A 20879-nucleotide genomic window follows, 5' to 3' on the forward strand; every position below is an offset into this window, starting at 1 on the left:
AGTGTCTGTAAAGGCATTCCGCCGTGCAGGCACTACTTCTACTTGCTCCTTATGGCCTCCACCGGATCAAGCCTCGATGCCATAAAAGCAGGTATGATACCCGACACTAGTCCGATCATTGTCGATAGAACAAACATCAAGACTACCTTTCCTGAGTCCACCACAATATTAAGATCGATCGTGAGCTTAAAGATCAGCGCGAGCAGATAGACTACCCCTAGTCCAATTGCTCCGCCCATGAGACAGAGAAGGACCGCCTCGGTCAGAAACTGCAAAAGAATAAAGTAATTTTTGGCGCCTAAAGACTTTTGAATACCGATGATATTGGTGCGCTCACGAACCGACACGAACATGATATTTGCGATACCGAACCCTCCTACCAGAATAGAAAAGATTCCAATTGCCCCACCCGCCGTGTTGATCACACCAAACATCTCATCAAGGCCGGCAGTGAGAATGGTTGACTTATTCAAAGCGAAATTATCTTCCTGAGTCGGGCTCAAACGACGAACTGAACGCATCACGCCCCTCAGCTCACTTTCCACCTCCTCCACCGGAACACCACTTCTGCCCTTAACCGCAATCTCCGGACCGTATTGTTCATCCTGTATATCGATCAGGTTCCTCGCGAAAAACAAAGGAAGCAGGACAGTCTTGTCTGCCGAGGTGCCCAGCATGTCTTCCCCTTCCTCCTTAAAAACGCCGATTACAGTCACCTTCCGTCCCATCACGTTAATCATTCTCCCCACGGCAACCTGGTTCGGGAATAAGCCTTCCGCAACAGTATGACCGATGACGGTGACGGCCGTGCCGATCCTCGACTCCGACTCAGAAAAATACCTTCCATCTTCCAGTTCAAAATTCCAGGTCTTATAGTAATCATGCGTAACAGCCGAGATCTGCGCTCCTTCAACCACGTTATTACCATACTTAATAGTACGGTTCCCTGCATAAACAAGGTAGGCAACAGCTTCTGCTGTGACCGATCTCTCCTGAACCTTCCTGAAATCGCGAAGTGTAGGATTCGGCCGGTTTACATATTTCCACCAGGCATAGTCGCCTCCAAATTGCCAGGGCCATTTCTGAATATAGATCGTATTACTTCCCAGCTTATCTACACTTCCCTGGAGCTTGCTCCTGAAGGTGTCAACGGCCGAAAAAACACCGATAATCGTCATGATACCAATCGTTATGCCCACGAGTGATAAAAAGGACCGCAACCTGTTCTGGTGAAGCGACGAAAATGCGAAACGGAAGCTTTCGAAGGTGAGTCTGAGACCTAACATATTTCTAAGACTTTACAGATTTCTAAATGTTACAGCAGTAAGATAACCTAACAGTTGAAAAGTCGGCACGCACTTTTGGCCCCTCCTTATCCTTTTAGCAATAATAATATCTACAAAACAAACAGCGGGAAGATAAGGTATTAGAATTAATTTTCGCTAACTTTGCGCCCTAATTATTTTTTACATATATGAAACTATCCCAGTTCAAATTCAATTTACCAGATTCTTTGATTGCTCACAGTCCGTCAGATCAGCGAGACGAGGCACGCTTAATGGTACTTGACCGAAACACGGGAGCTATAGAACACAAAATATTTAAGGACGTTCTTGACTACTTTAACGATAAGGACGTCATGATCCTCAACAATACAAAGGTTTTCCCGGCCAGGATGTATGGCAATAAGGAAAAAACCGGTGCCACTATAGAGGTGTTCCTGCTTCGCGAACTTAATAAAGAACTACGCTTATGGGACGTTCTTGTCGACCCTGCTCGTAAGATCAGAGTTGGCAACAAGCTATATTTTGGAGATGATGACCTGCTGGTGGCAGAAGTGGTAGACAATACCACCTCCAGAGGCCGCACCATCCGGTTCCTGTTCGACGGAACGGATGAAGAATTCAGAAGAAACATCGAGATCCTCGGCGAAACTCCGCTTCCTAAATACATCAAGAGAAAGGCAACCGCTGAGGACAAAGAGCGCTACCAAACTATTTTTGCAAAGCATGAAGGTGCCGTTGCTGCTCCCACTGCAGGTCTCCACTTCAGCAGGGAGTTAATGAAAAGGCTGGAACTAAAGGGCGTTGAATTTGCCGAGATCACCCTGCATGTCGGCCTGGGCACTTTCAGACCGGTTGAGGTAGAAGATCTCACCAAACACAAAATGGATTCAGAGCAGTTCATCATTGATCAGAGGGCTGCTGATATCGTGAACCGGGGGATTGAAAACAAACGCAGAATATGCGCTGTGGGCACCACCTGTATGCGCGCTGTTGAATCAGCTGTTTCGGCAAGCAAAACCTTGAAGGCTGCAAACGACTGGACAAGCAAGTTCATATTCCCTCCTTACGATTTCAGTATCGCAAATACGATGATTACCAACTTCCACACGCCGGAATCAACTTTACTCATGATGATCTGTGCTTTCGGAGGGTATGAAAACGTGATGAATGCCTATGAGATAGCAGTAAAAGAAAAATACCGCTTTTATAGCTACGGAGATGCGATGCTGATCATCTAATAGCTTCTGTATCTTTCAAAATGAAATACTATGCCGTAATTGTTGCCGGAGGATCGGGAAACAGAATGAAGGCAGAGGTACCCAAGCAGTTTATGCCACTGCTTGGGCGCCCTATCCTGATGCACACCATCGAAGCCTTCTTCCATTCAGCCCTCCGTCCGGAAATCATTCTGGTTCTAAACCCTGCTCATTTTCAGACCTGGAACGAGCTCTGTAACCAACACAATTTTCAGTTACCAGTGCGGCTTGTACCAGGAGGACAAGAACGGTTTCACTCGGTGAGGAATGCCCTTGCTGACATCGAGGTCGGCTCTATTGTAGCGGTGCATGATGCGGTACGGCCGGTCGTATCGGCTGAACTCATAGAAAGATGCTTCAGGGAAGCCGAATCAAAGGGGGCTGTAATTCCAACAGTTGAAAGTCGCGACTCCTTGCGACAACGCACAACCGAAGGGCACTCAAGAGCGATACGGCGCGATGAGATAGTAATTGTACAAACTCCGCAGGTTTTCCGCGCCGATGTCCTTAAAAAAGCGTACACGGAAGATTATTCCACTCACTTCACCGACGATGCCAGTGTGGTAGAGCATGCCGGCTACATCATCTCCTTAACGCAGGGGGACTATAAAAACATCAAAATTACCTTTCCTGAAGATTTACAGGTGGCATCCCTTTTTCTCGGGGGACTAAAATAAAAGAGATGCGGCCCTGAATGGAACCGCATCTCTTTTATCAACGTTGTCAAGCGCTCTTAAGCGGCTCCGCGTATTACTCTTAACAATACTGCAATAACTGCGATCACTAACAAAATGTGAATGATTCCGCCAGTGGCGTACCCTCCTAAGAAACTCACAGCCCAGATAATTACCAGGATAACTGCGATCAAATAAAGTAGATTTCCCATAGCTTTATGTTTTCGTTATAGACTTAGTTTATATCATTAGAATAATAAAACGCTCTAATTTGTTTGGAAATATTAAAAATTATCCTTATGCAGTTAATCTACAAGAAAAAGATTCGTGAATCACACGGTTAAACCTGGATGAAAATGCACGATCTCATCGAGATCTTGTGAAGAGCATTGAATTAGTCCGGTAAACCAAAAGCGGTTCCAGGCAAAGGCCTTCGCCGGTTAAGCTTCCGGGGGAAGGCTGTCAAACTGCAGGTTCTTCCTTAACCGTGTAGGGCAAGGAAACGTTCACTAACCAAGCTTCCCAGGCGCAGGGGGTAATGGAGGCGAAAGCAGGCCGGAGACTCTCGCACCGCCAATCTCATCGTAGAGGGGACAGTGAAGGACTTAAAGAAAATGTTTTTATGACCGGATCAACAACAGGAATGAAGGGAGTTGATAGCGTTTAGAATTAAAGAAGCGATCTCATCGAGGCCATTTGTAAAAATTAACGCCCCCAATAAGACACCTTCAAAAAAAGCCCTGGTGAGGCAGGGCTTTTAATATTCATCTTCGTTGAAGAAGAAGTCGTCTTTTGTCGGATAATCCGGCCATATCTCCTCAATATTCTCGTAAGGCTCCCCGTCATCCTCCAGCGCCTGTAAGTTTTCAATCACCTCAACAGGAGCTCCTGAGCGAATGGCATAATCTATCAACTCATCTTTAGTTGCAGGCCATGGAGCGTCCTCCAGGTGCGATGCTAATTCTAACGTCCAATACATATTTCTTAGAATTTATATTTTTTTTAATTTCCGCAAAAGTATAAATAAAAACAACTAGCTTTTAAAATAAAATTTTAGAAAAAGATTAAGCCTGCGGCACCCATTTAATCTCTTCAATCTGCTTGTCTGCACACACTTTTCGTGCCAAGACGAAGAGATAATCGCTGAGGCGGTTGAGATAAACCAAAATAGGTTCAGGTACACTGCTTACCTCTGCCAAATGTACAGTAATTCGCTCTGCCCGGCGGCAAATGCACCGGGCAACATGACAAAAAGATACTGCAGGAGCACCGCCTGGCAATACAAAATGTCGTAAAGGAGGAAGGATATCGTCCATCTTGTCAATCTCCTGCTCAAGCAGGTCGATATCCGCCTGCCCCATTTCCGGCAGCTTCATTCGTGACTTTTCAGGGTCTGATGCAAGAATCGCCCCAACCACAAAAAGGCATTCCTGAACCCGCAACAACACGGTGCGCTGATCCTCCTCGATATCGTGATCCTTAATAAGACCGATATAGGAGTTCAGCTCGTCTACTGTCCCGTATGCTTCAATTCGCAAATTATATTTCGGAACGCGTGTTCCGCCGATGAGTGATGTATATCCCTTATCTCCTGTCTTAGTGTAAATTTTCATAAAGCTCCTTTGCCGTATCAGCATTTTTCACCGGCATGCCGCAACTCCCGATACGTGTAGATATCAAATCCTAAGGAAACACTATTTGCGCGTTTCCCAGCAGAGTGTTGAAAAAAAGATAAATGTGAATTTCCGGCTTCAGTTATTCAATTCCCTCAAAGTCGGCGCCCTTCTCTCTCATCTCCATCAGTCTCGGTGAGACCAGCTTCACGTGCTCGTTAGGGTAGTCGTTTTCAATCAAGCCATCTCTCATTCTCACTATACGGTGGGCATGCTGGGCTATGTCCTCCTCATGGGTAACCAAAATGATCGTGTTTCCCTTAGAGTGGATCTCTTCGAGCAATCCCATGATCTCAACCGAGGTTTTTGTATCAAGATTCCCGGTGGGCTCATCTGCCAGAATGATAGAGGGGTTGTTTATTAAAGCACGGGCAACGGCTACACGCTGACGTTGTCCTCCCGACAGCTCGTTGGGTTTGTGATCGATGCGATTTCCCAGGCCCACATTAGTCAGGGCCACACGGGCTCTCTCTTCACGTTCACTCCTTCCCACCCCCGCATAAATAAGCGGCAGCGCGACATTGTCGAGAGAAGTAGACCTTGGCAGCAGGTTGAATGTCTGAAACACGAATCCAATCTCCTTGTTCCTCACCATTGCCAGTTCGTTGTCGCTCATCTCACTTACCTTGATGCCATTTAATATGTACTCTCCCTTAGTAGGAGTATCGAGGCATCCTAAAATGTTCATCAGCGTTGATTTGCCTGACCCCGATGGTCCCATCAGGGCAACAAATTCGCCTTTGGAAATATTGAGGGATACCGATTTTAAGGCATGAATTACTTCTGCTCCGATCACATACTTCCTGCCCAGATCTGTAATGGTGATAAGTGGACTCTCTTGCATAAACGTTAGATTCGCCAAGATAAGGTATGTTACAATTACGCGGTGGGTTTATCGATCACCTTGGCGACTTTGAAGAATGATTCGTCGGCCATGGGAGCGTTAAGCAAAGCCTCCTCAACTGAAATATCCTGCCTTACCACATCTTCTCTGAACACGTTAACCTCATCGGTCATGTAGATAAGCGGTTCAACTCCTGTGGTGTCAAGTTCATTCAGTTTCTCCATGAAGCTCAATATGTTATTCATATCCTTCAATAGGGACTGCTCCTCGCTCTCATTCACTTCCAGCCGCGCCAGGTGGGCTATTTTAGCAACAGTATTCTTATCAAGTTTCATTCTCTGTTAAACCTTCCTTAATAATCGAAAAAATTCTTCCGCTCAGTTCGTCAGCATCGTCCAGCGTAAGACCTTGCGTTTCAACCCTCGAATGTACGTAAATATGACTAATTCCCGGCTTACTTCCTAATAAAGAGCCGTCATCCCACATCTTTCGCCATGTGTCCCTGATTGTGACCGGAATAATGGGGATCTGGTGCTCAATTGCCAGCCGGAAGGGGCCGCTCTTAAAGTCGCTCAGCCTGGGAGGATAATCGTCGGGGATCTTCCCCTCGGGGAAGATAACGACGCTCATACCCTTTTGCAAATACTCATCTGCCTTTTTAAAAGCTCTGAATGACGACATACGACTTTTGCGGTCCACAGGAATGTCAATCGTTTTAAAAAAGAGGCCTGTTACTGGATTGTGTAAAAGCTCTTCCTTACCAATGAAAGCGAAATTCCCCCTCACGAGCAGCGTCACTGCTGTGATATCCAGACTGGAAGTATGGTTAGCGCAAATGATGTAACGACGTGACCAGTCGATTTCCTCGCTGAATGTGTAGCTATAAAAAAGGCCAGCAGCGGCCGAACTTACAAAGCCAAGTAGGCGGCGCAGCACATTAAGCCTTGCGTATCTTTCTGGTTTCCTGGAAAAATAGTAGAGCAAAGGATAAAGTAAAAAGAAAAAGAACACCACAGTTCCAAGATAAAGGTAGCGATGCAAACCCTTTAAAAATCTTTTCATTCAGGCCAAAAATATAAAAAATCCTTACTTTCGTCCAGTTATGGAAACAGTCGTAAGCGGTATTCGCAGTACCGGAAAACTACACTTAGGCAACTACTACGGAGCGGTTACCAACTTCGTAAAAATGCAAAACGAGTATAATTGCTATTTTTTCATTGCAGACCTTCACTCTCTCACCACACATCCTACTCCAGCCGATCTGCATGGGAATGTAAAGCATGTGCTGGTAGAATACCTGGCAGCAGGTATTGATCCTGAGAAAGCTACGATCTACGTACAGTCTGACATTCCGGAAATTTCGGAGCTATACCTGTACCTGAACATGAACGCCTACCTGGGCGAGCTTGAACGGAGCACATCTTTTAAAGATAAAGTAAGATCTCAACCCGATAATGTTAACGCAGGGCTCCTTACCTACCCTGTTCTGATGGCGGCCGACATCATCATCCATAAGGCCACAAAAGTACCCGTAGGTAAGGATCAGGAGCAACATCTGGAAATGGCGAGAACTTTTGGGAACCGCTTTAACCGGATGTACAATGTTGAGTATTTTCCCGAGCCTTATGCCTTTACGTTCTCTGAGAAACTGGTAAAAGTACCCGGACTTGATGGAAAAGGCAAGATGGGTAAATCAGAAGGAGAAGGCAACGCAGTCTTTCTTTCGGATACGCCGGAGGTGATCCGGAAAAAGGTAATGCGCGCAGTAACAGACGGAGGCCCTACTGAAGAGAATCAGGCCAAGCCTGACGCCATCCAAAACCTGTTTGATCTCATGAAAATCGTTTCGTCTGCTGACACCTACAGCCATTTTGACGAGTTATACAACAAGTGCCAGATCAGGTACGGAGACTTTAAAAAGCAGCTTGCTGAAGACATGATTGTGGCAACTAATCCCCTAAGGGAGCGTATTAACGACATCGCTTCCAACTCCGACTACCTGAGAAAGGTTTCAAAACTGGGTGCAGAAAAAGCGCGCGCCAGTGCCTCCAAAACGCTGGAAGAAGTAAGAAAGATCATCGGATTCAAGCGTTTTTAACAGCGACCATCAACATTGAATTAGAAACAGACAGAAATTTATCAGAGAAGATGCACATTGCCATTGTAGGAAATATCGGAGCCGGAAAAACAACATTAACAGAACTGCTATCAAAACACTTAAACTGGGAGCCCCATTTTGAGGCGGTTGATAACAATCCGTATCTCGAGGATTTCTATAGTGACATGAAGCGGTGGAGCTTCAACCTCCAGATCTACTTTTTGAACAGCCGGTTTAACCAGATCAAGGAGATCCAAAAACAGGAAAAGGACATTATTCAGGACCGAACGATCTATGAAGATGCATACATCTTTGCTGAGAACCTCCACGAAATGGGATTGATGACTACCCGGGATTATGAAAACTATCGGGCCATATTCGACAATATGACGTCTTTTATTAAGGCTCCCGATCTTCTCATTTATTTAAAGGCCTCTGTCCCAACCCTTGTAAATAACATACAGCGCCGCGGAAGGGACTACGAAGCCGGCATAAGATTAGACTATCTGTCGAAGCTGAACGATAAATACAAAAAATGGATCGACGGATATAAAGAAGGGAAACTGCTGATCCTTGACAAGGACAAACTGGACTTTGCCAACAATCCCGAAGATCTCGGCCTTATTATCGACAGCATTGAGCGCGAGCTGTACGGGCTGTTTTGAGTTCGGCCTGCCACACTATGACCAATTAGAACGAATTATATATGGAAAAATCTGTTCATTCCACAGGCAAAGAAGACAGCACTGCGGTTCGCATCCTCGGCCTCATTCCTGCCCGCTTTGCCTCTACCCGCTTCCCCGGTAAACCACTTGCAGACATCAAAGGCAAAAGCATGATTCAAAGAGTATACGAAAGAGCCAAAGAATCAGCAAAGCTCGATGAGCTGGTGGTAGCTACTGACGATGAGCGCATCCTTCTGCATGTACACGAATTTGGAGGCCGGGCGATCCTGACAGCCGACACGCACCAGAGCGGAACGGACCGTTGTGCTGAAGCTGCGATGAAACTTCCGGGATTTGACGTTATCATCAACATCCAGGGCGATGAGCCTTATATTGATAACAGGCAGATAGACCTGCTGGCAAGCTGTTTTGCCGACCCTTCAACTGCATTGGCTACCCTTGTCAAAAAGATAGAATCACCGGAAGAGCTGAATAACCCCAACTCACCCAAAGTGATATTAAACAGGGACTCGGAAGCGATCTATTTCAGCCGGTCTCCTATCCCGTATTTGAGAGGGAAAGAGAATGAAGAGTGGCTGCAGCATCACACTTACTTCAAACATATAGGCATCTACGGCTATCGGCTCGATACATTAAAAGCAATTACAAAGCTGCCCATTTCATCGCTTGAACGGGCTGAATCACTCGAACAGCTGAGATGGATTGAGAACGGCTACCGCATTAAAGTTGCGGTAACAGATATAGAAACAAAGGCCGTTGATACTCCTGAGGACCTGACAAATATTCTCAAAACGGGGGCTAAAATTGACCTAAAAAAAGCATGGAATATTAAAACAATGTTAAGTCAGGCATGTTGTTAGATCACTAAAATCTACATAACAATATGCCCGGAAAGAAAACTAGCCTAAGCGATCTTAACAGTACGATCAATTTGTTCATTAAGGAATTACCAGACCCTACAACCTCAATGCAGTCGGTATTCCGCAGAGAGATGTCAGTTAATGATCGGAAAGTCATTCTTCTGGCCCAGCAGATAAAGGGCGCGAATGGAATGGCCTGGAACGTGAATGTAACTTAAGACGTTACTAAATCAGTTCGCTAATAGGGGGATGACCGGAAAGATCATCCCCCTATTAGTTTAAACAGTCTGAACCTGCCTTCAACATTTCTGCCCCGCTTCATGTTACATAGCAATACAAACGAGATCTATGAAAACAATGAAAGCGCCCACCGCATGCGTATTAGTCGTACTCTGCTTACTGGCAAGCTCCTGCAAAATATCAGGCCCGGGAGGCATATTTGGCAAAGCAAGTCCGCATGAAAAATACAGGCAGATGCTATTGAATGCAGGCCTCGAAAACACAGCGTTAGGCCGCGAATGGGTAGCAGCTGCAGAGAAAAGCCTCCTCAACCCTTTGAAAGTCACTATCTCCTACAAAGAGACAGGCTACTTTCCTGCCGATCAGGCCAGAGCAAGTGCAATCAGCTTTGAAGCGAGGCAGGGCCAGAAGGTCTTTATCTCATTCCAAAGGCAGCCTGTTAAAGACTTTAGTGTCTATGTTGACCTATGGGAAGAACGCAACAGCAGCAATAAAAAACTGCTTGCATACGCCGACACCGGCGCTTCCGGTTTTGAGCACGAAATAGAAAAGTCCGGTCGTTACATTCTCAGGGTCCAGTCAGAACTCCTTCGCTCCGGTCAGTATGAGCTGTCTATTACTACAGGTCCCAGCCTTGCCTTTCCCGTCAGGGACGGGAAGGCACAGAGCTTCTGGGGAGCGGCACGTGATGCCGGAGCCCGCAAACACGAGGGAGTAGACATCTTTGCCCCCTTCAGAACGCCTGCAATCGCTGCGGCTAAAGGCACCATTACACGGGTTACCACCAACAAACTGGGAGGAAAAGTGGTCTTTCTGCGTCCCGAGGGCAAGGATTACAACCTCTATTACGCCCATCTGGACGACCAGCTTGTCAGTGATGGCAGACAGGTCAATGCAGGAGATACGATTGGCCTGGTGGGTACCACAGGCAATGCACGGGGCGGATCGCCCCATTTGCATTTTGGAATTTACACCTCGTCGGGAGCAGTAGATCCGTACCCCTTTATTTCCAAAGACAGTCGTAAGCCAGCAGAAGTAAAGGTTTCTGCCTCCAACATGGGCCGTTCTATGAGGAGCGCGAACAATGCGATATTGATTACAGACCTGCAACTCCAATCGTCCGGAGGAATAAAAGTGGCCGGAGGCTCTCTGGTTGAAATTATCGGAGGAACAGCATCCTGGTACAAGGTTCTGCAGCCCGATGGCAGCATGGGATTCATAAAAGGCAGCGTGCTTAAACCGGCTACTTCTCCCCTGAGAGAACTGAAGATAGCAGGAGATCGTCCCCTGCTTGACAGACCCGATCTTACGGCTCCTAGAAAAACAGTGCTGAAACAAGGAGAAACAGTTAAAGTACTGGGCACTTCGGGAAGCTTCCTGTTCGTTGAAGGAGAGAGCTACAGCGGGTGGATCACGTCGTCCTAAAAAGGAAAAGCCGCCCGGAGGGCGGCTTCTTAGGTCTATTCACCACTTAAATTAGCGCTGGACGAACTTGTGAAAAGTGCTGACTTCTCCATCGGCCTTTTTGTCCTGATAAAGAAAATCAAGCTTGTTCTTCTCAAAATTATCAAAGAAGTCATCCCACTCTATTTCCTCGAAGCGATCATCATTATCGCTGTGCTCGGGGAAGTGGATTCGCAATACACCTTCATCGTCGTCTTTTCCGGTGTTTTTTACTTTAGCGGGGACTCCTCCGCGTTCCTCCGCCCATTGCTTGATCTTTTCATGGTCGTGAGTTTGGTTTGATGAGCTCATAGCCTTGTCTTTCTGGTAAGATGATTAACGTGACTTACTCTAAACAGCAAGCAGGAAAGATAGTTTTAATATTTTTTCGTGCTTACAGGATAAGGATCAGTACCAGGATGATAATGATAATTGCACCAACGGAGAGGTACACCCCGCCGCCTGTCATTACTCTGGCCTGTTCCTTCATCTCCTTCAATTCCTTCCGAAGCTCTTTGCGTTCCTGGCGGCTCAGGTGCGACTTATCCATTGCTTTAATCTCTTCAACACGATTTTTGATCGCCTCCAGACGCTGTTCCTTTTGCTCTTCTGTTAAAGCTATTTCTTTTTTAGGTGCATCTTTTTCAAACAGGCCTTCAGCCCGCAAATCCTGCATTCCTGCACCCAGCATTAATGCCCCGGTAAGTGAAAGTGTATAAATAATTCTTTTCATAATTAAAACTTTTAATAACTCACTTCTAACAACCAATTCCCGGCAACTGTTTTTCAACACTAAATTTTGTGTACGCAAGGAAATCGGTCGTAGTATCATAGACAGAAAATATATCTTTATACCATGATTAAAACACTTGTACTCATCGAGTGTAAAGATGAGGTAGGCCTGGTAGCAAAGATTTCACAAGTTCTCGCTAACTACCGGCTGAATATCACCGCGATGAGAGAATTTGTTGATGAGGCCGCCAACTGTTTTTTTGCCAGAATAGAATGTGCAGGCGAAGAATTCGATGAAGCCGGTTTATACAGCACACTGCAACAGGCATTGCCTCAGCCGGCAAGCATTACGATTAACCCCAGAACTGAAAAAAGGATCGCCGTACTGGTTACAAAAGAATATCATTGCCTGGCCGATACACTGGTGCGCAACCAGTTCAACACCCTGGGAGCAAAGGTTTGCTGCGTAGCAGGCAACTACAACAAGCTGCAGGACTTTACGGAAAAGTTTGACATCCCCTTTCATCACGTTAGCCACGAGGGAAAATCAAAAACACAGTTTGAAGAAGAGCTGCAGGATGTTATTGCTCAGTACGCTCCTGACTATGTCGTTCTCGCAAAGTTTATGAGGATCCTTTCCCCGGCATTTGTCGACAGGTATAAAGGCCGGATCATCAACATACACCATTCGTTCCTGCCTGCATTTGTTGGCGCAAGTCCCTACCGTCAGGCATTTGAAAGAGGAGTCAAACTCATTGGAGCAACGGCACACTTCGTGACCTGTGATCTTGACGAGGGACCTATCATCGTTCAGCGCATCATTCCGGTGAATCACACCTTTGGCGTTACAGAGATGATAAAAGCAGGCAAAGAGATTGAAAAGGCGGTATTAAGCCGGGCCTTGCAGCTTGTGTTCGAAGACCGCGTCTTCATTACTGGCAACAAGACGATCATTTTTGAATAGGAGCGCTAATTCCTAAAACTTTCTTTTTCCAATACTGCTTATTAGAGAATCTAAAGCAGAAGAAAATGGCAGAAGAAAAAAAGATCATCCCCGAACAAGAAGAGGGCATTCAAACAGACACCGAATCTTCCGTTTCCCTTGAAAGCAGAGAAGCCGCACTAAAGCATTACCAGGTCGTCAGGGAAAGACTCCTGAATGTTAAGAACTGGAGACAGGTCAGTAAAGTGATTCCTTCTGACTTTAAGCTCATTGACAGCGCAGGAAAGGAAGTGAGCCGCCCGGTGGAGGAAGGTGATTATTTCAAGATCGACATCCCCGGTCCGGGTTCAGATAGCGGAGAGGGCAACGACTGGGTGAGGGTCCATCGGATTGAAGAGACCGGTAATTCAACGACAGATGATGAGTCAATAGCTATACATGTCATCCCCTCTGCAAATCCTCAAAATGCCAGCACCGAAGTATCTCACTTTTTTGATGACAAAGCAAGCAGTACATTTGTCGTCCGAAGAGAAGGCACCAAGATCTTCGCATCTGTACACGGCAGGAACGAGAACCCCAATACGGAGACAGAGAATCTGGCCGACAAAGTGCGGAATGCTTTCGTGGCTATAGGAGCTATGCTGGGTTTTTCAAAGGCGCAATGGAAAAGTCTGGTAGAAGGTCTGGTAGAAAAAGATTAAAAATTCAAATTTATAACACGTATACGATCCTCCTTGCAGGAGAATTCACTTAACAATTTCATGAAAGAAACAGGCAAAGCCCTTTTACCATCCATACTCGACAACGATTTTTACAAGTTCACCATGCAGCACGGGGTAATTAAACTTTTTCCCCATGCAAAGGCGCGCTATCAATTCATTAACCGGGGCAAACATGAATATCCTGATGGATTTGCTGCTGCCTTACGGGAGGCTGTGGACGCCATGGCAAGCCTGAAATTGTCGAGAGATGAAAAGGAATACCTGGCAGCAACGTGCCCGTACCTGGATCCTGTCTACCTGGACTTCCTTCAGGGCTATTGCTACAATCCTGAGGAGGTAAAAATTGAGCAAAACGGCCCGGACCTTCATGTCAGTGTAGATGGGTATTGGTATCGCACCATCCTTTGGGAGGTTCCCTTAATGTCAATGATCTGCGAGCTCTACTATAAGCTCAATCACATGCAGCATATTACGAACGAACAGATCACAGAGATCAATAAAGAGAAAATAGAAAAATATGCAGGGCTTGGCGTAACGATTGCCGAATTTGGTACCAGAAGACGTCATTCCTATGCGGTCCATAGTCTGGTGGTTGAGGCTTTAAAAAATATGGCGGCAACACCTTTGTTGGTACCAGCAACGTCCATCTGGCAATGAAATACAATACCAAGCCCATTGGCACTCACGCTCACGAGTGGTTTATGTTTCATGCCGCGAAATACGGGTTCAAGATGGCAAACTCCCTTGGCCTGGAACACTGGACGAATGTCTATCGCGGAGATCTCGGCATCGCACTGGCAGATACCTATACGACCGATATTTTCTTCGAGCAGTTCGACAAGAAATTTTCCAAACTGTTCGATGGCGTACGGCACGATAGTGGCGACCCTCTGGTCTTCGCTCAGAAAACAATTGATCACTATAAAAAGCTCGGAATAGATCCGCTATCTAAAACCATTATCTTTTCTGACGCTCTTAACTACGAGAAAGTGGCCAGGATCACGGAGTTCTGCAAAGGCAAGATCGGCATGTCTTTCGGTATCGGTACCGACTTCACGAATGACGTAGGTCTCAAACCGCTTAATATCGTGATCAAGATGACCGAAGCATTGCCAGAGAACCACCCTTGGGTTCCGGTTGTAAAATTGTCGGACGAAAAAGGAAAATATACGGGTGAGGAAAAAATGATTCGCCTGGCGCGGGAGATCCTTGAAATCGAATAAGTATATTAGCGGCAATAAACCCAGCTGAGCGTCTTGCCATGAACCGGATAGATCGAATATCTGCCATTCTGATCCAGCTTCAATCCCGCAGGATTGTGAAGGCAGCAGATATTGCCGAACGTTTTGAAATTAGTCTTCGTACCGTCTACCGTGATATTCGCACGCTTGAAGAAGCAGGAGTGCCAATAATCGGAGAGGCAGGGGTTGGATACTCCATCATGGACGGCTATCGCCTGCCGCCCGTCATGTTCACCAGGGAAGAAGCGACCGCTCTGGTCACGGCAGAGAAACTTGTTGAAAAGCTGACAGACCCTTCAAACGGCGCGAGCTACAAGTCGGCCCTTTTCAAGATCCGCTCTGTACTGAGGGCTACAGAGAAAGAGTATCTGGAGACTATAGACGAACACATTGAGGTGCTTCAGTCGCGACGACAGCCGCAGCAAAGTAACCTCAGCCTGCTGCAGCCAATTTTAAAGGCAATTGCCGAAAAGAAAGTAGTGACGCTGCAATACTTCGCGCAGTACAAACAGGAGAACAGCACACGCTATATTGAACCAATAGGTGTGTTCTTTCTGCAGGCACACTGGCATCTTATCGCGTTCTGTCATTTGAGAAATGACTATCGCGACTTTCGGCTCGACAGGGTACGCACTTTACAGGTTACAGATACCCCTTATACTCGCCAGCATCCTCCCCTGAAAGAATATATAAATCGGGAATGCGACAATAAAGAGACACATATGGTCGTCGTTCGTGTCAATCAAAGGGCAGCCGCCATGTTGGGTGAAGAAAAGTACTACCACGGATTTATCTCGCAGGCTAAAAAGGGAGAAGAGGTGGAAATGACATTCCTCAGCTCTTCCCTGGAGGGATTCGCCAGATGGTTCCTTATGTTTGCCGACTGTGCCACTGTTTTAGAGCCGGAGGCCCTTATTACACGCATTGCCGGTCTTGTTGAAACCATATCCTGCCGTCTTCCAGCTCCTAATCCTATCTCTCAGACTTAAAGGAATTCTCCCGCAAAGCACTATAATCATTACAATCCCGTTATAAAAAAGGAAGACTAGTTTGTAACTTTGTGTAAGACATTCTCGTCTTATATTTAAAAGTTTTCAAGTCATGAAAGCAGCATTTTTTTTCACCATCCTGTTCATATCCGGCCTTACGATTGAAAGCGCCCGGGCGCAGGAATCGTCGCTTGCCCCTGATCAAAATCCGCGATACAAAGAGAGTCAGCAACAGTATATGAAAAAAGCTGATTCACTCACCAGGACCCAGGGCACCACTCCTCAGCAAACGTACAAGGCGTACGACTGGTATCAGGCGCGTTTGGAGCGCCGCCAGCAACGCCGGGAATGGAGACATCAGGAAAACCTGTATAACGGATACTATAACAACTATACCTGGCCGTCTTATTACAGCCCCTATTCATCATGGAGAAGAAACTTCTTTTGGCCTTCTTCCGTTGGCTTAACCTGGGGCCGTACGCGCTGGGGATGGTGGTAACCCTTCATTCGCATTCATTTTATCACAAACATAAAGTATGAATCTTCTCAAAAAGTTCAGTGCCGGTATTTTTATTGCCGGTGCACTAGCAATTTCTTCTTGTTCAAGAACAGTAACCCGCGTTGACAATAACCAGCAAATCGACATCAGCGGAAGCTGGAACAACACTGACTCGCGCATGGTAGCCGAAGAAATGACGTCATCTATCCTTACGGCAGACTGGCTGACCGACCACCTTCAGCAAAAGGCAGGAAAAAAGCCTGTCGTGATCGTGGGAATGGTGCAAAATAAAACGCATGAGCACATCGACGCCGAAACATTCACGAAAGACGTTGAAAGGTCATTTATCAGTTCCCAGAAAGTCAGATTAGTACAGGGAGGTAAAAAACGTGAAGAACTGAGAGGTGAAAAGGCTGATCAGCAAACGAACGCTTCTGTATCTACAATGAAAAAGTTTGGGCTGGAAAACGGAGCTGACTATATCCTCCAGGGCTCCATAAACTCCATTGTCGACGCACATAAAAGACAAAAAGTGGTATCTTATCAGGTGAACCTGGAGCTGACCAACATCGAGACAAACGAAGTTGTCTGGATCGGAGACAAGAAGATCACCAAATACGTAAAGAATTAATTTCCCTCATTCATATCGCCGGCCTTTAAGGGCTGGCGATATATTCCGGCTATGTTCAACCACCCTGCCAAGAATTTCTGTTTCCTCACCTCTTTCTTCGTTCTGCTTTTTGCAAGCGGCTGCTCCACGTACAATCAGCGTATTGAAAAGTATTATTCCTCCGTATCGGCAGGAGAATTTAAAGAGGCCGACCAGGAACTTGACAAAAATAAACTGCTGAAAAAACCCAGAAACAAGATCCTCTACCTGCTTGAGAAAGGCCGCGTCTCACATGCTCTGGCCCAGTATGACACCAGCAACTACTATTTCAACGAAGCCGACAAGCTGATGGAGGAGAGCCGCAGTAATGCCGGCGACGTTCTGGCAGGCACGCTCATGAACCCCATGATGCAGAGATATAAGGGCGAGGATTTTGAGAAGATCATGATCCATTACTACAAAGCCTTGAACTACTTGTATCAGGGTGCAACAGATGAGGCAGTAGTGGAAGCGCGACGTATTACCCTTCAAAACCAGCAACAGAACGACAAGTTCAACAGCAAGACTAACCGATATTCAAATGATGCGTTTTCGCTTATGCTGCAAGGCCTGATTTATGAGTCGGCAAACGACATCAATAACGCTTTCATCGCATACCGCAATGCTGCTGATGTATTCCTGAAAGACAAAGATCAAAGGTACTACGGGATAAAGCTCCCCGAACAGCTCAAGAGAGACGTACTGCGTACAGCTGCAGAAAATGGCTTTACAGACGAGCTGGGACGTTACGAGAAGCTTCTGAACATAAAGTATAAAGCTAGCAAAAAGCCTGAGGGGGGATATCTTGTGGTATTTTGGGAAAACGGGATGGCACCAGTAAAAGACCAGCAGGATTTTTTCTTTAGCCTCACCAAAGGCAGCGCAGGCTACTTCTTCGTGGACACGCAGGGTAACAATATTCCTTTTGATTCAGGCATCAGCTTTAATGCCGACCACCTCAGCGCCGGCGACCTGAATAACTTCAGGGTGGCTTTTCCCAGATATCTGCCCCGCCCCTATTCCTTTACGTCTGCGGAAGTGTGCACAGCAACAGATACTGTGCGCGCCGAAAAAGCAGAAGACATTAACGAGCTGGCTGTAGCCACACTGAGACAACGATTTGTAAAAGAAATGTCGACAGCTTTAAGTCGATTGGCCGTCAAAAAAGCAGCACAGCTGGCCATTAAAGGCAAAGACGACGACTCTAAGAAAAATAAGGAATTACGCGAAGGGATAGCCGCAGCGATTGACCTCTACTCCCTTTTTTCAGAAAAGGCCGACACCCGCAACTGGCAGACATTGCCATCTTCTATCTTCTACGCCCGAATTCCTCTCGCAAAAGGAAAAAACGACATCAGCATCCGTCTGAAAACAAAGAACGGAGATGAAGACATCCGAAAGTTCTCTGTAGAAGGTAACGGAACGATGCGTTTTTATAACTATGCCTCCCTGAAGTAGTATATAAGAGTCAAACAAAAAACGGCCCTCCGCTATTAGCTATACGGGAATAATCAACAGCACATGGACAAATTCTGTATTAAACTGGAAGAAGGCGGACAAACAGCGGAGTACGAAGTAAGGGATTACGCACACGACCATGACAATCGCTGCAAATTTGAAGTATTTAAAGACAATCGGTTTATCGCAAGCTTTGAGCCTGATCCTCATGGCTTTCTGCACGTCTGTAAAAACGCAGGAGTAGCAGAAGAAGCAACGCTGCATTTGCTGGCAGAAAAGATAGAAGCGGTAAACTTTTAGACAAATTATCGGTTAGCTCTGCCTCTGAAGCAGGCATGAAAGGAAGTAAAAAAGGGCGACAGCAACATACCGTCGCCCGAACGGTGCGTGTTTATGTTGTTATAATTTCCTTTTTTTCGACTTTTACTTCGGCATTTAATGTCTGCCACAGCTGGTAAAGCCCGCGCGGTACATGAAAACAGCCCTTCCATTTTCCTCCCTTAAGCTCCAGAAGCACCTCCCCTCTCCGGTTAAGATAGCCAAACCATTCTCCATATTGTTCATCTCTAAAATGCTTCCATGTATACTCGTGCAACCTTTCAAACCATTCCTTGCACCTGTTGTCACCCGTCAGCTGGTAGGCCTTGGCCATACAAACTAAGGCCTCTACATGCACCCACCACAGTTTTTGATCCCACTCCAACTGCTGGACCGGAGCGCCTTTCACATCCATGAAATAGAAGATTCCGCCGTATTGCTTATCCCAGCCGTATTCAATTACATCCAGTGCTATTTTTACTAGTCGTTGTATTAGCATCTCATCGTTCTGCCTCACAGCGATATCAAGCAAGAACCAGATAGCTTCAAGATTATGCCCTGGGTTTACTACCCTCCCTTCAAAAGAATCGCAAAAAGAACCATCAGGATAAACATTCTCAAGGATCACTCCTAAATCAGGGCGGTAGAATATGTCCATTACTTCGTGCACAATCTCTTTAACAAGGCCATCCACCACTGACCTGTCAAGCGTGTCTTCAATCTCCTGAGAGAGATTGCTCAGGATCATCGGTAAAGCGAAGTTCTTCAGGTCACGTGTGCCCGGATATATTTTATTGTATTGCCCTTTCGTGTTACTGCTTCTCTTTAATATGTTTTCGAACGTAGATCTCGCAATTTCAGCATAGCTGTTGTTTGCAGAGGCTTTTGACAGAGCACCAAAACCGAGGGCAGCAAAGCAGTCTGAGAAAATATTGTAAGGCTGAACAAGCGGCTTGCCCTCCCTGTTTAAAGAAAAATACCAGTTTCCCTGACTATCCCTCCCGTATTGCTGTAGAAAACGAGCACCGTGTTCTGCCATATCGAGCCACTCCTGCCGCTTCTCAACATTATTATAAAGCATGGAAAACATCCAGATCTGACGTCCCTGCAGCCACATAAACTTGTCTGTATCAAATACGTTCCCCTGCCTGTCAAGACAGGTAAAATATCCGCCACACTCCTCATCCTTCGAGTGCTTCATCCAAAAAGGGAGAACGTTCTGAAATAGTTCATCCCTGTACATATCACTATATTTTTTCATTTCAATAATTTGTTCAAGGTTGTTTACTTAAAAAAGCGGTCGCACTCATTTCACTTGCATACTTGCCAGGTACTCCTTATACCGGTTATACAGATGGCCTGCTTGCAGATAGGCCGACTGAGGACTCATAAAATGCGAAAACTCAAATGTGATCGCTTTATCGTAGCCCGCTCTGGCCGCAGCCTCAAGCTTAAGCCGCAGCTTTTCAAACTTGATCGGCAGGAATTTGATCGGCATATCGCGATCAAACGTCTCGGCGTTTGTCCAGCAGGCCAGACCATATTTATCCGCCATTTTCTTATTCACTTCAAAAAATGCGTCGAGCTCATGATAGTCGATATGCCCGTCCTGGAAAGCAACAGCATCAACCGCCCCGCTAACTCCTTCGAATATTTCACTCCACTCCTTCTCGTGTTCCTCAATCGAAACCACGTCCTCCTTTGACAAGCCTGCGGAAGCCGCAAGAACGGCCTTCTTGCCATCAATCCAGGGAGAAATAAAGGTCGGCAGCCCTCCACTTACCTGCTTACATTGCATTCCGAGTGTCCGAAAAGCCTCGGTAGCCCCCTTAGTCCGGCGACTTATTTCCATACTGAGATACCAACCGCCAAAGCTTTTAAACTGTCCGTACTTTTGCCATACTTCGTCAATGACGTAACGATTCGCATCAATTTCGGTATCCAGGTTCCCTGTATCCCAATAATGTCCGCTGTCGTACAGACCGAAGTAAAACTTCATCCCATGTTTCTCAGCCAGCTCCAGAAACAGGCCGACCAGATCAACAGGAGGCCTGTAGCACCCGAACTGCTTTTCAAGATAAGCAGAGGGGTAGGTGATAAAACGCCTGTATCCACTCCTGATCATAATGACCGTGTCGATGCCTATTGACTTCATATAGCCGAAATCCCTGTCCCACTCTTCTTTACCCCAATTTTGATGAGGGATGTCGTGAGATATTTCGTCCAGGAAGGTGCCTGTTATTTTCATCCTGTTTGTTAATTAAAAAG

Annotated in this window: 27 protein-coding genes; 16 read left to right on the plus strand and 11 right to left on the minus strand. The window is 46.2% G+C overall.

What is annotated here, in order from left to right; genetic code table 11:
- Nucleotides 1–38: 38 nt before the first annotated feature.
- Complete coding sequence (locus tag ACES2C_RS19450; RefSeq protein ID WP_374164717.1) at nt 39–1286, minus strand: ABC transporter permease; 1248 nt, start codon at nt 1284–1286, stop codon at nt 39–41.
- A 188-nt stretch (nt 1287–1474) separates the two neighbouring features.
- Between ACES2C_RS19450 and queA the strand changes: the two genes are divergently transcribed.
- Together queA and ACES2C_RS19460 are read left to right on the plus strand one after the other, a co-directional pair.
- Entirely contained in the window at nt 1475–2524 is a 1050-nt protein-coding gene (gene queA, locus ACES2C_RS19455) for a tRNA preQ1(34) S-adenosylmethionine ribosyltransferase-isomerase QueA (RefSeq protein ID WP_374164718.1), read from the plus strand.
- 20 nt (nt 2525–2544) lie between these two features.
- Nucleotides 2545–3219 (plus strand): 2-C-methyl-D-erythritol 4-phosphate cytidylyltransferase, encoded by a 675-nt coding sequence (locus ACES2C_RS19460; RefSeq protein ID WP_374164719.1) that lies wholly within the window; start codon nt 2545–2547, stop codon nt 3217–3219.
- A 56-nt stretch (nt 3220–3275) separates the two neighbouring features.
- Here ACES2C_RS19460 and ACES2C_RS19465 read toward each other — a convergent pair whose 3' ends face one another.
- The 6 genes from ACES2C_RS19465 to ACES2C_RS19490 all read right to left on the minus strand — a co-directional run bounded on the left by ACES2C_RS19465 (nt 3276) and on the right by ACES2C_RS19490 (nt 6795).
- Nucleotides 3276–3428 carry a lmo0937 family membrane protein gene (locus ACES2C_RS19465; protein ID WP_374164720.1) on the minus strand — a complete coding sequence of 51 codons (153 nt, stop codon included), beginning with the start codon at nt 3426–3428 and terminating at the stop codon, nt 3276–3278.
- A gap of 545 nt (nt 3429–3973) precedes the next feature.
- Nucleotides 3974–4195, minus strand: coding sequence for a DUF2795 domain-containing protein (locus ACES2C_RS19470; protein ID WP_002996718.1), 222 nt, complete (start codon nt 4193–4195; stop codon nt 3974–3976).
- A gap of 85 nt (nt 4196–4280) precedes the next feature.
- Nucleotides 4281–4829 carry a cob(I)yrinic acid a,c-diamide adenosyltransferase gene (locus ACES2C_RS19475; RefSeq protein ID WP_374164721.1) on the minus strand — a complete coding sequence of 183 codons (549 nt, stop codon included), beginning with the start codon at nt 4827–4829 and terminating at the stop codon, nt 4281–4283.
- A 142-nt stretch (nt 4830–4971) separates the two neighbouring features.
- Entirely contained in the window at nt 4972–5733 is a 762-nt protein-coding gene (locus ACES2C_RS19480) for an ABC transporter ATP-binding protein (protein ID WP_374164722.1), read from the minus strand.
- 35 nt (nt 5734–5768) lie between these two features.
- Nucleotides 5769–6068: an Asp-tRNA(Asn)/Glu-tRNA(Gln) amidotransferase subunit GatC gene (gene gatC, locus ACES2C_RS19485; protein WP_374164723.1), complete on the minus strand. Its 300-nt coding sequence runs from the start codon at nt 6066–6068 to the stop codon at nt 5769–5771.
- Nucleotides 6058–6795: a lysophospholipid acyltransferase family protein gene (locus ACES2C_RS19490; protein ID WP_374164724.1), complete on the minus strand. Its 738-nt coding sequence runs from the start codon at nt 6793–6795 to the stop codon at nt 6058–6060. The genes gatC and ACES2C_RS19490 overlap by 11 nt, the downstream gene beginning before the upstream one ends.
- Nucleotides 6796–6835: 40 nt before the next feature.
- Between ACES2C_RS19490 and trpS the strand changes: the two genes are divergently transcribed.
- The 5 genes from trpS (at nt 6836) to ACES2C_RS19515 (ending at nt 11042) form a co-directional block, all read left to right on the plus strand.
- Entirely contained in the window at nt 6836–7831 is a 996-nt protein-coding gene (trpS, locus tag ACES2C_RS19495) for a tryptophan--tRNA ligase (RefSeq protein ID WP_374164725.1), read from the plus strand.
- A 14-nt stretch (nt 7832–7845) separates the two neighbouring features.
- The gene (locus tag ACES2C_RS19500) at nt 7846–8496 is read left to right on the plus strand and encodes a deoxynucleoside kinase (RefSeq protein ID WP_374166992.1); all 651 of its coding nucleotides are present in this window, start codon (nt 7846–7848) and stop codon (nt 8494–8496) included.
- Between the two features lie 41 nt (nt 8497–8537).
- On the plus strand, nt 8538–9377 hold the full coding sequence (gene kdsB / locus ACES2C_RS19505) for a 3-deoxy-manno-octulosonate cytidylyltransferase (protein WP_374164726.1): 840 nt from the start codon (nt 8538–8540) through the stop codon (nt 9375–9377).
- Between the two features lie 23 nt (nt 9378–9400).
- The gene (locus ACES2C_RS19510; protein WP_374164727.1) at nt 9401–9595 is read left to right on the plus strand and encodes a hypothetical protein; all 195 of its coding nucleotides are present in this window, start codon (nt 9401–9403) and stop codon (nt 9593–9595) included.
- Between the two features lie 130 nt (nt 9596–9725).
- Nucleotides 9726–11042 carry a peptidoglycan DD-metalloendopeptidase family protein gene (locus ACES2C_RS19515; RefSeq protein ID WP_374164728.1) on the plus strand — a complete coding sequence of 439 codons (1317 nt, stop codon included), beginning with the start codon at nt 9726–9728 and terminating at the stop codon, nt 11040–11042.
- A gap of 51 nt (nt 11043–11093) precedes the next feature.
- On the opposite strand, the gene ACES2C_RS19520 is transcribed toward ACES2C_RS19515, so the two are convergent.
- Both ACES2C_RS19520 and ACES2C_RS19525 read right to left on the minus strand, forming a co-directional pair.
- Nucleotides 11094–11372 (minus strand): hypothetical protein, encoded by a 279-nt coding sequence (locus ACES2C_RS19520; RefSeq protein WP_374164729.1) that lies wholly within the window; start codon nt 11370–11372, stop codon nt 11094–11096.
- 82 nt (nt 11373–11454) lie between these two features.
- Nucleotides 11455–11793, minus strand: coding sequence for a hypothetical protein (locus ACES2C_RS19525; RefSeq protein ID WP_374164730.1), 339 nt, complete (start codon nt 11791–11793; stop codon nt 11455–11457).
- 123 nt (nt 11794–11916) lie between these two features.
- Here ACES2C_RS19525 and purU point away from each other — a divergent pair, with 123 nt between their 5' ends.
- The 9 genes from purU to ACES2C_RS19570 all read left to right on the plus strand — a co-directional run bounded on the left by purU (nt 11917) and on the right by ACES2C_RS19570 (nt 18593).
- Nucleotides 11917–12756: a formyltetrahydrofolate deformylase gene (gene purU / locus ACES2C_RS19530; protein WP_374164731.1), complete on the plus strand. Its 840-nt coding sequence runs from the start codon at nt 11917–11919 to the stop codon at nt 12754–12756.
- Nucleotides 12757–12821: 65 nt separating this feature from the next.
- The gene (locus ACES2C_RS19535) at nt 12822–13436 is read left to right on the plus strand and encodes a hypothetical protein (RefSeq protein WP_374164732.1); all 615 of its coding nucleotides are present in this window, start codon (nt 12822–12824) and stop codon (nt 13434–13436) included.
- A 60-nt stretch (nt 13437–13496) separates the two neighbouring features.
- Nucleotides 13497–14114 (plus strand): hypothetical protein, encoded by a 618-nt coding sequence (locus tag ACES2C_RS19540; RefSeq protein ID WP_374164733.1) that lies wholly within the window; start codon nt 13497–13499, stop codon nt 14112–14114.
- Nucleotides 14111–14680 (plus strand): hypothetical protein, encoded by a 570-nt coding sequence (locus ACES2C_RS19545; protein WP_374164734.1) that lies wholly within the window; start codon nt 14111–14113, stop codon nt 14678–14680. The genes ACES2C_RS19540 and ACES2C_RS19545 overlap by 4 nt, the downstream gene beginning before the upstream one ends.
- Before the next feature lie 38 nt (nt 14681–14718).
- Nucleotides 14719–15687 carry a helix-turn-helix transcriptional regulator gene (locus ACES2C_RS19550; RefSeq protein WP_374164735.1) on the plus strand — a complete coding sequence of 323 codons (969 nt, stop codon included), beginning with the start codon at nt 14719–14721 and terminating at the stop codon, nt 15685–15687.
- Nucleotides 15688–15799: 112 nt separating this feature from the next.
- Complete coding sequence (locus ACES2C_RS19555; RefSeq protein ID WP_374164736.1) at nt 15800–16186, plus strand: hypothetical protein; 387 nt, start codon at nt 15800–15802, stop codon at nt 16184–16186.
- Between the two features lie 37 nt (nt 16187–16223).
- Nucleotides 16224–16817 (plus strand): penicillin-binding protein activator LpoB, encoded by a 594-nt coding sequence (locus tag ACES2C_RS19560; RefSeq protein WP_374164737.1) that lies wholly within the window; start codon nt 16224–16226, stop codon nt 16815–16817.
- 51 nt (nt 16818–16868) lie between these two features.
- Nucleotides 16869–18293, plus strand: coding sequence for a COG3014 family protein (locus tag ACES2C_RS19565; protein ID WP_374164738.1), 1425 nt, complete (start codon nt 16869–16871; stop codon nt 18291–18293).
- A gap of 63 nt (nt 18294–18356) precedes the next feature.
- Nucleotides 18357–18593: a hypothetical protein gene (locus ACES2C_RS19570; protein ID WP_374164739.1), complete on the plus strand. Its 237-nt coding sequence runs from the start codon at nt 18357–18359 to the stop codon at nt 18591–18593.
- Nucleotides 18594–18684: 91 nt separating this feature from the next.
- Here the strand turns inward: ACES2C_RS19570 and ACES2C_RS19575 are convergent, their stop codons facing one another.
- Together ACES2C_RS19575 and ACES2C_RS19580 are read right to left on the minus strand one after the other, a co-directional pair.
- Nucleotides 18685–19872, minus strand: coding sequence for an AGE family epimerase/isomerase (locus ACES2C_RS19575; protein WP_374164740.1), 1188 nt, complete (start codon nt 19870–19872; stop codon nt 18685–18687).
- 45 nt (nt 19873–19917) lie between these two features.
- Nucleotides 19918–20859, minus strand: a complete 942-nt coding sequence (locus ACES2C_RS19580) for a DUF4434 domain-containing protein (RefSeq protein WP_374164741.1) — start codon at nt 20857–20859, stop codon at nt 19918–19920.
- Between the last annotated feature and the right edge of the window lie 20 nt (nt 20860–20879).

The sequence above is a fragment of the Arcticibacter sp. MXS-1 genome (assembly GCF_041902385.1).
Taxonomy (GTDB): domain Bacteria; phylum Bacteroidota; class Bacteroidia; order Sphingobacteriales; family Sphingobacteriaceae; genus Arcticibacter.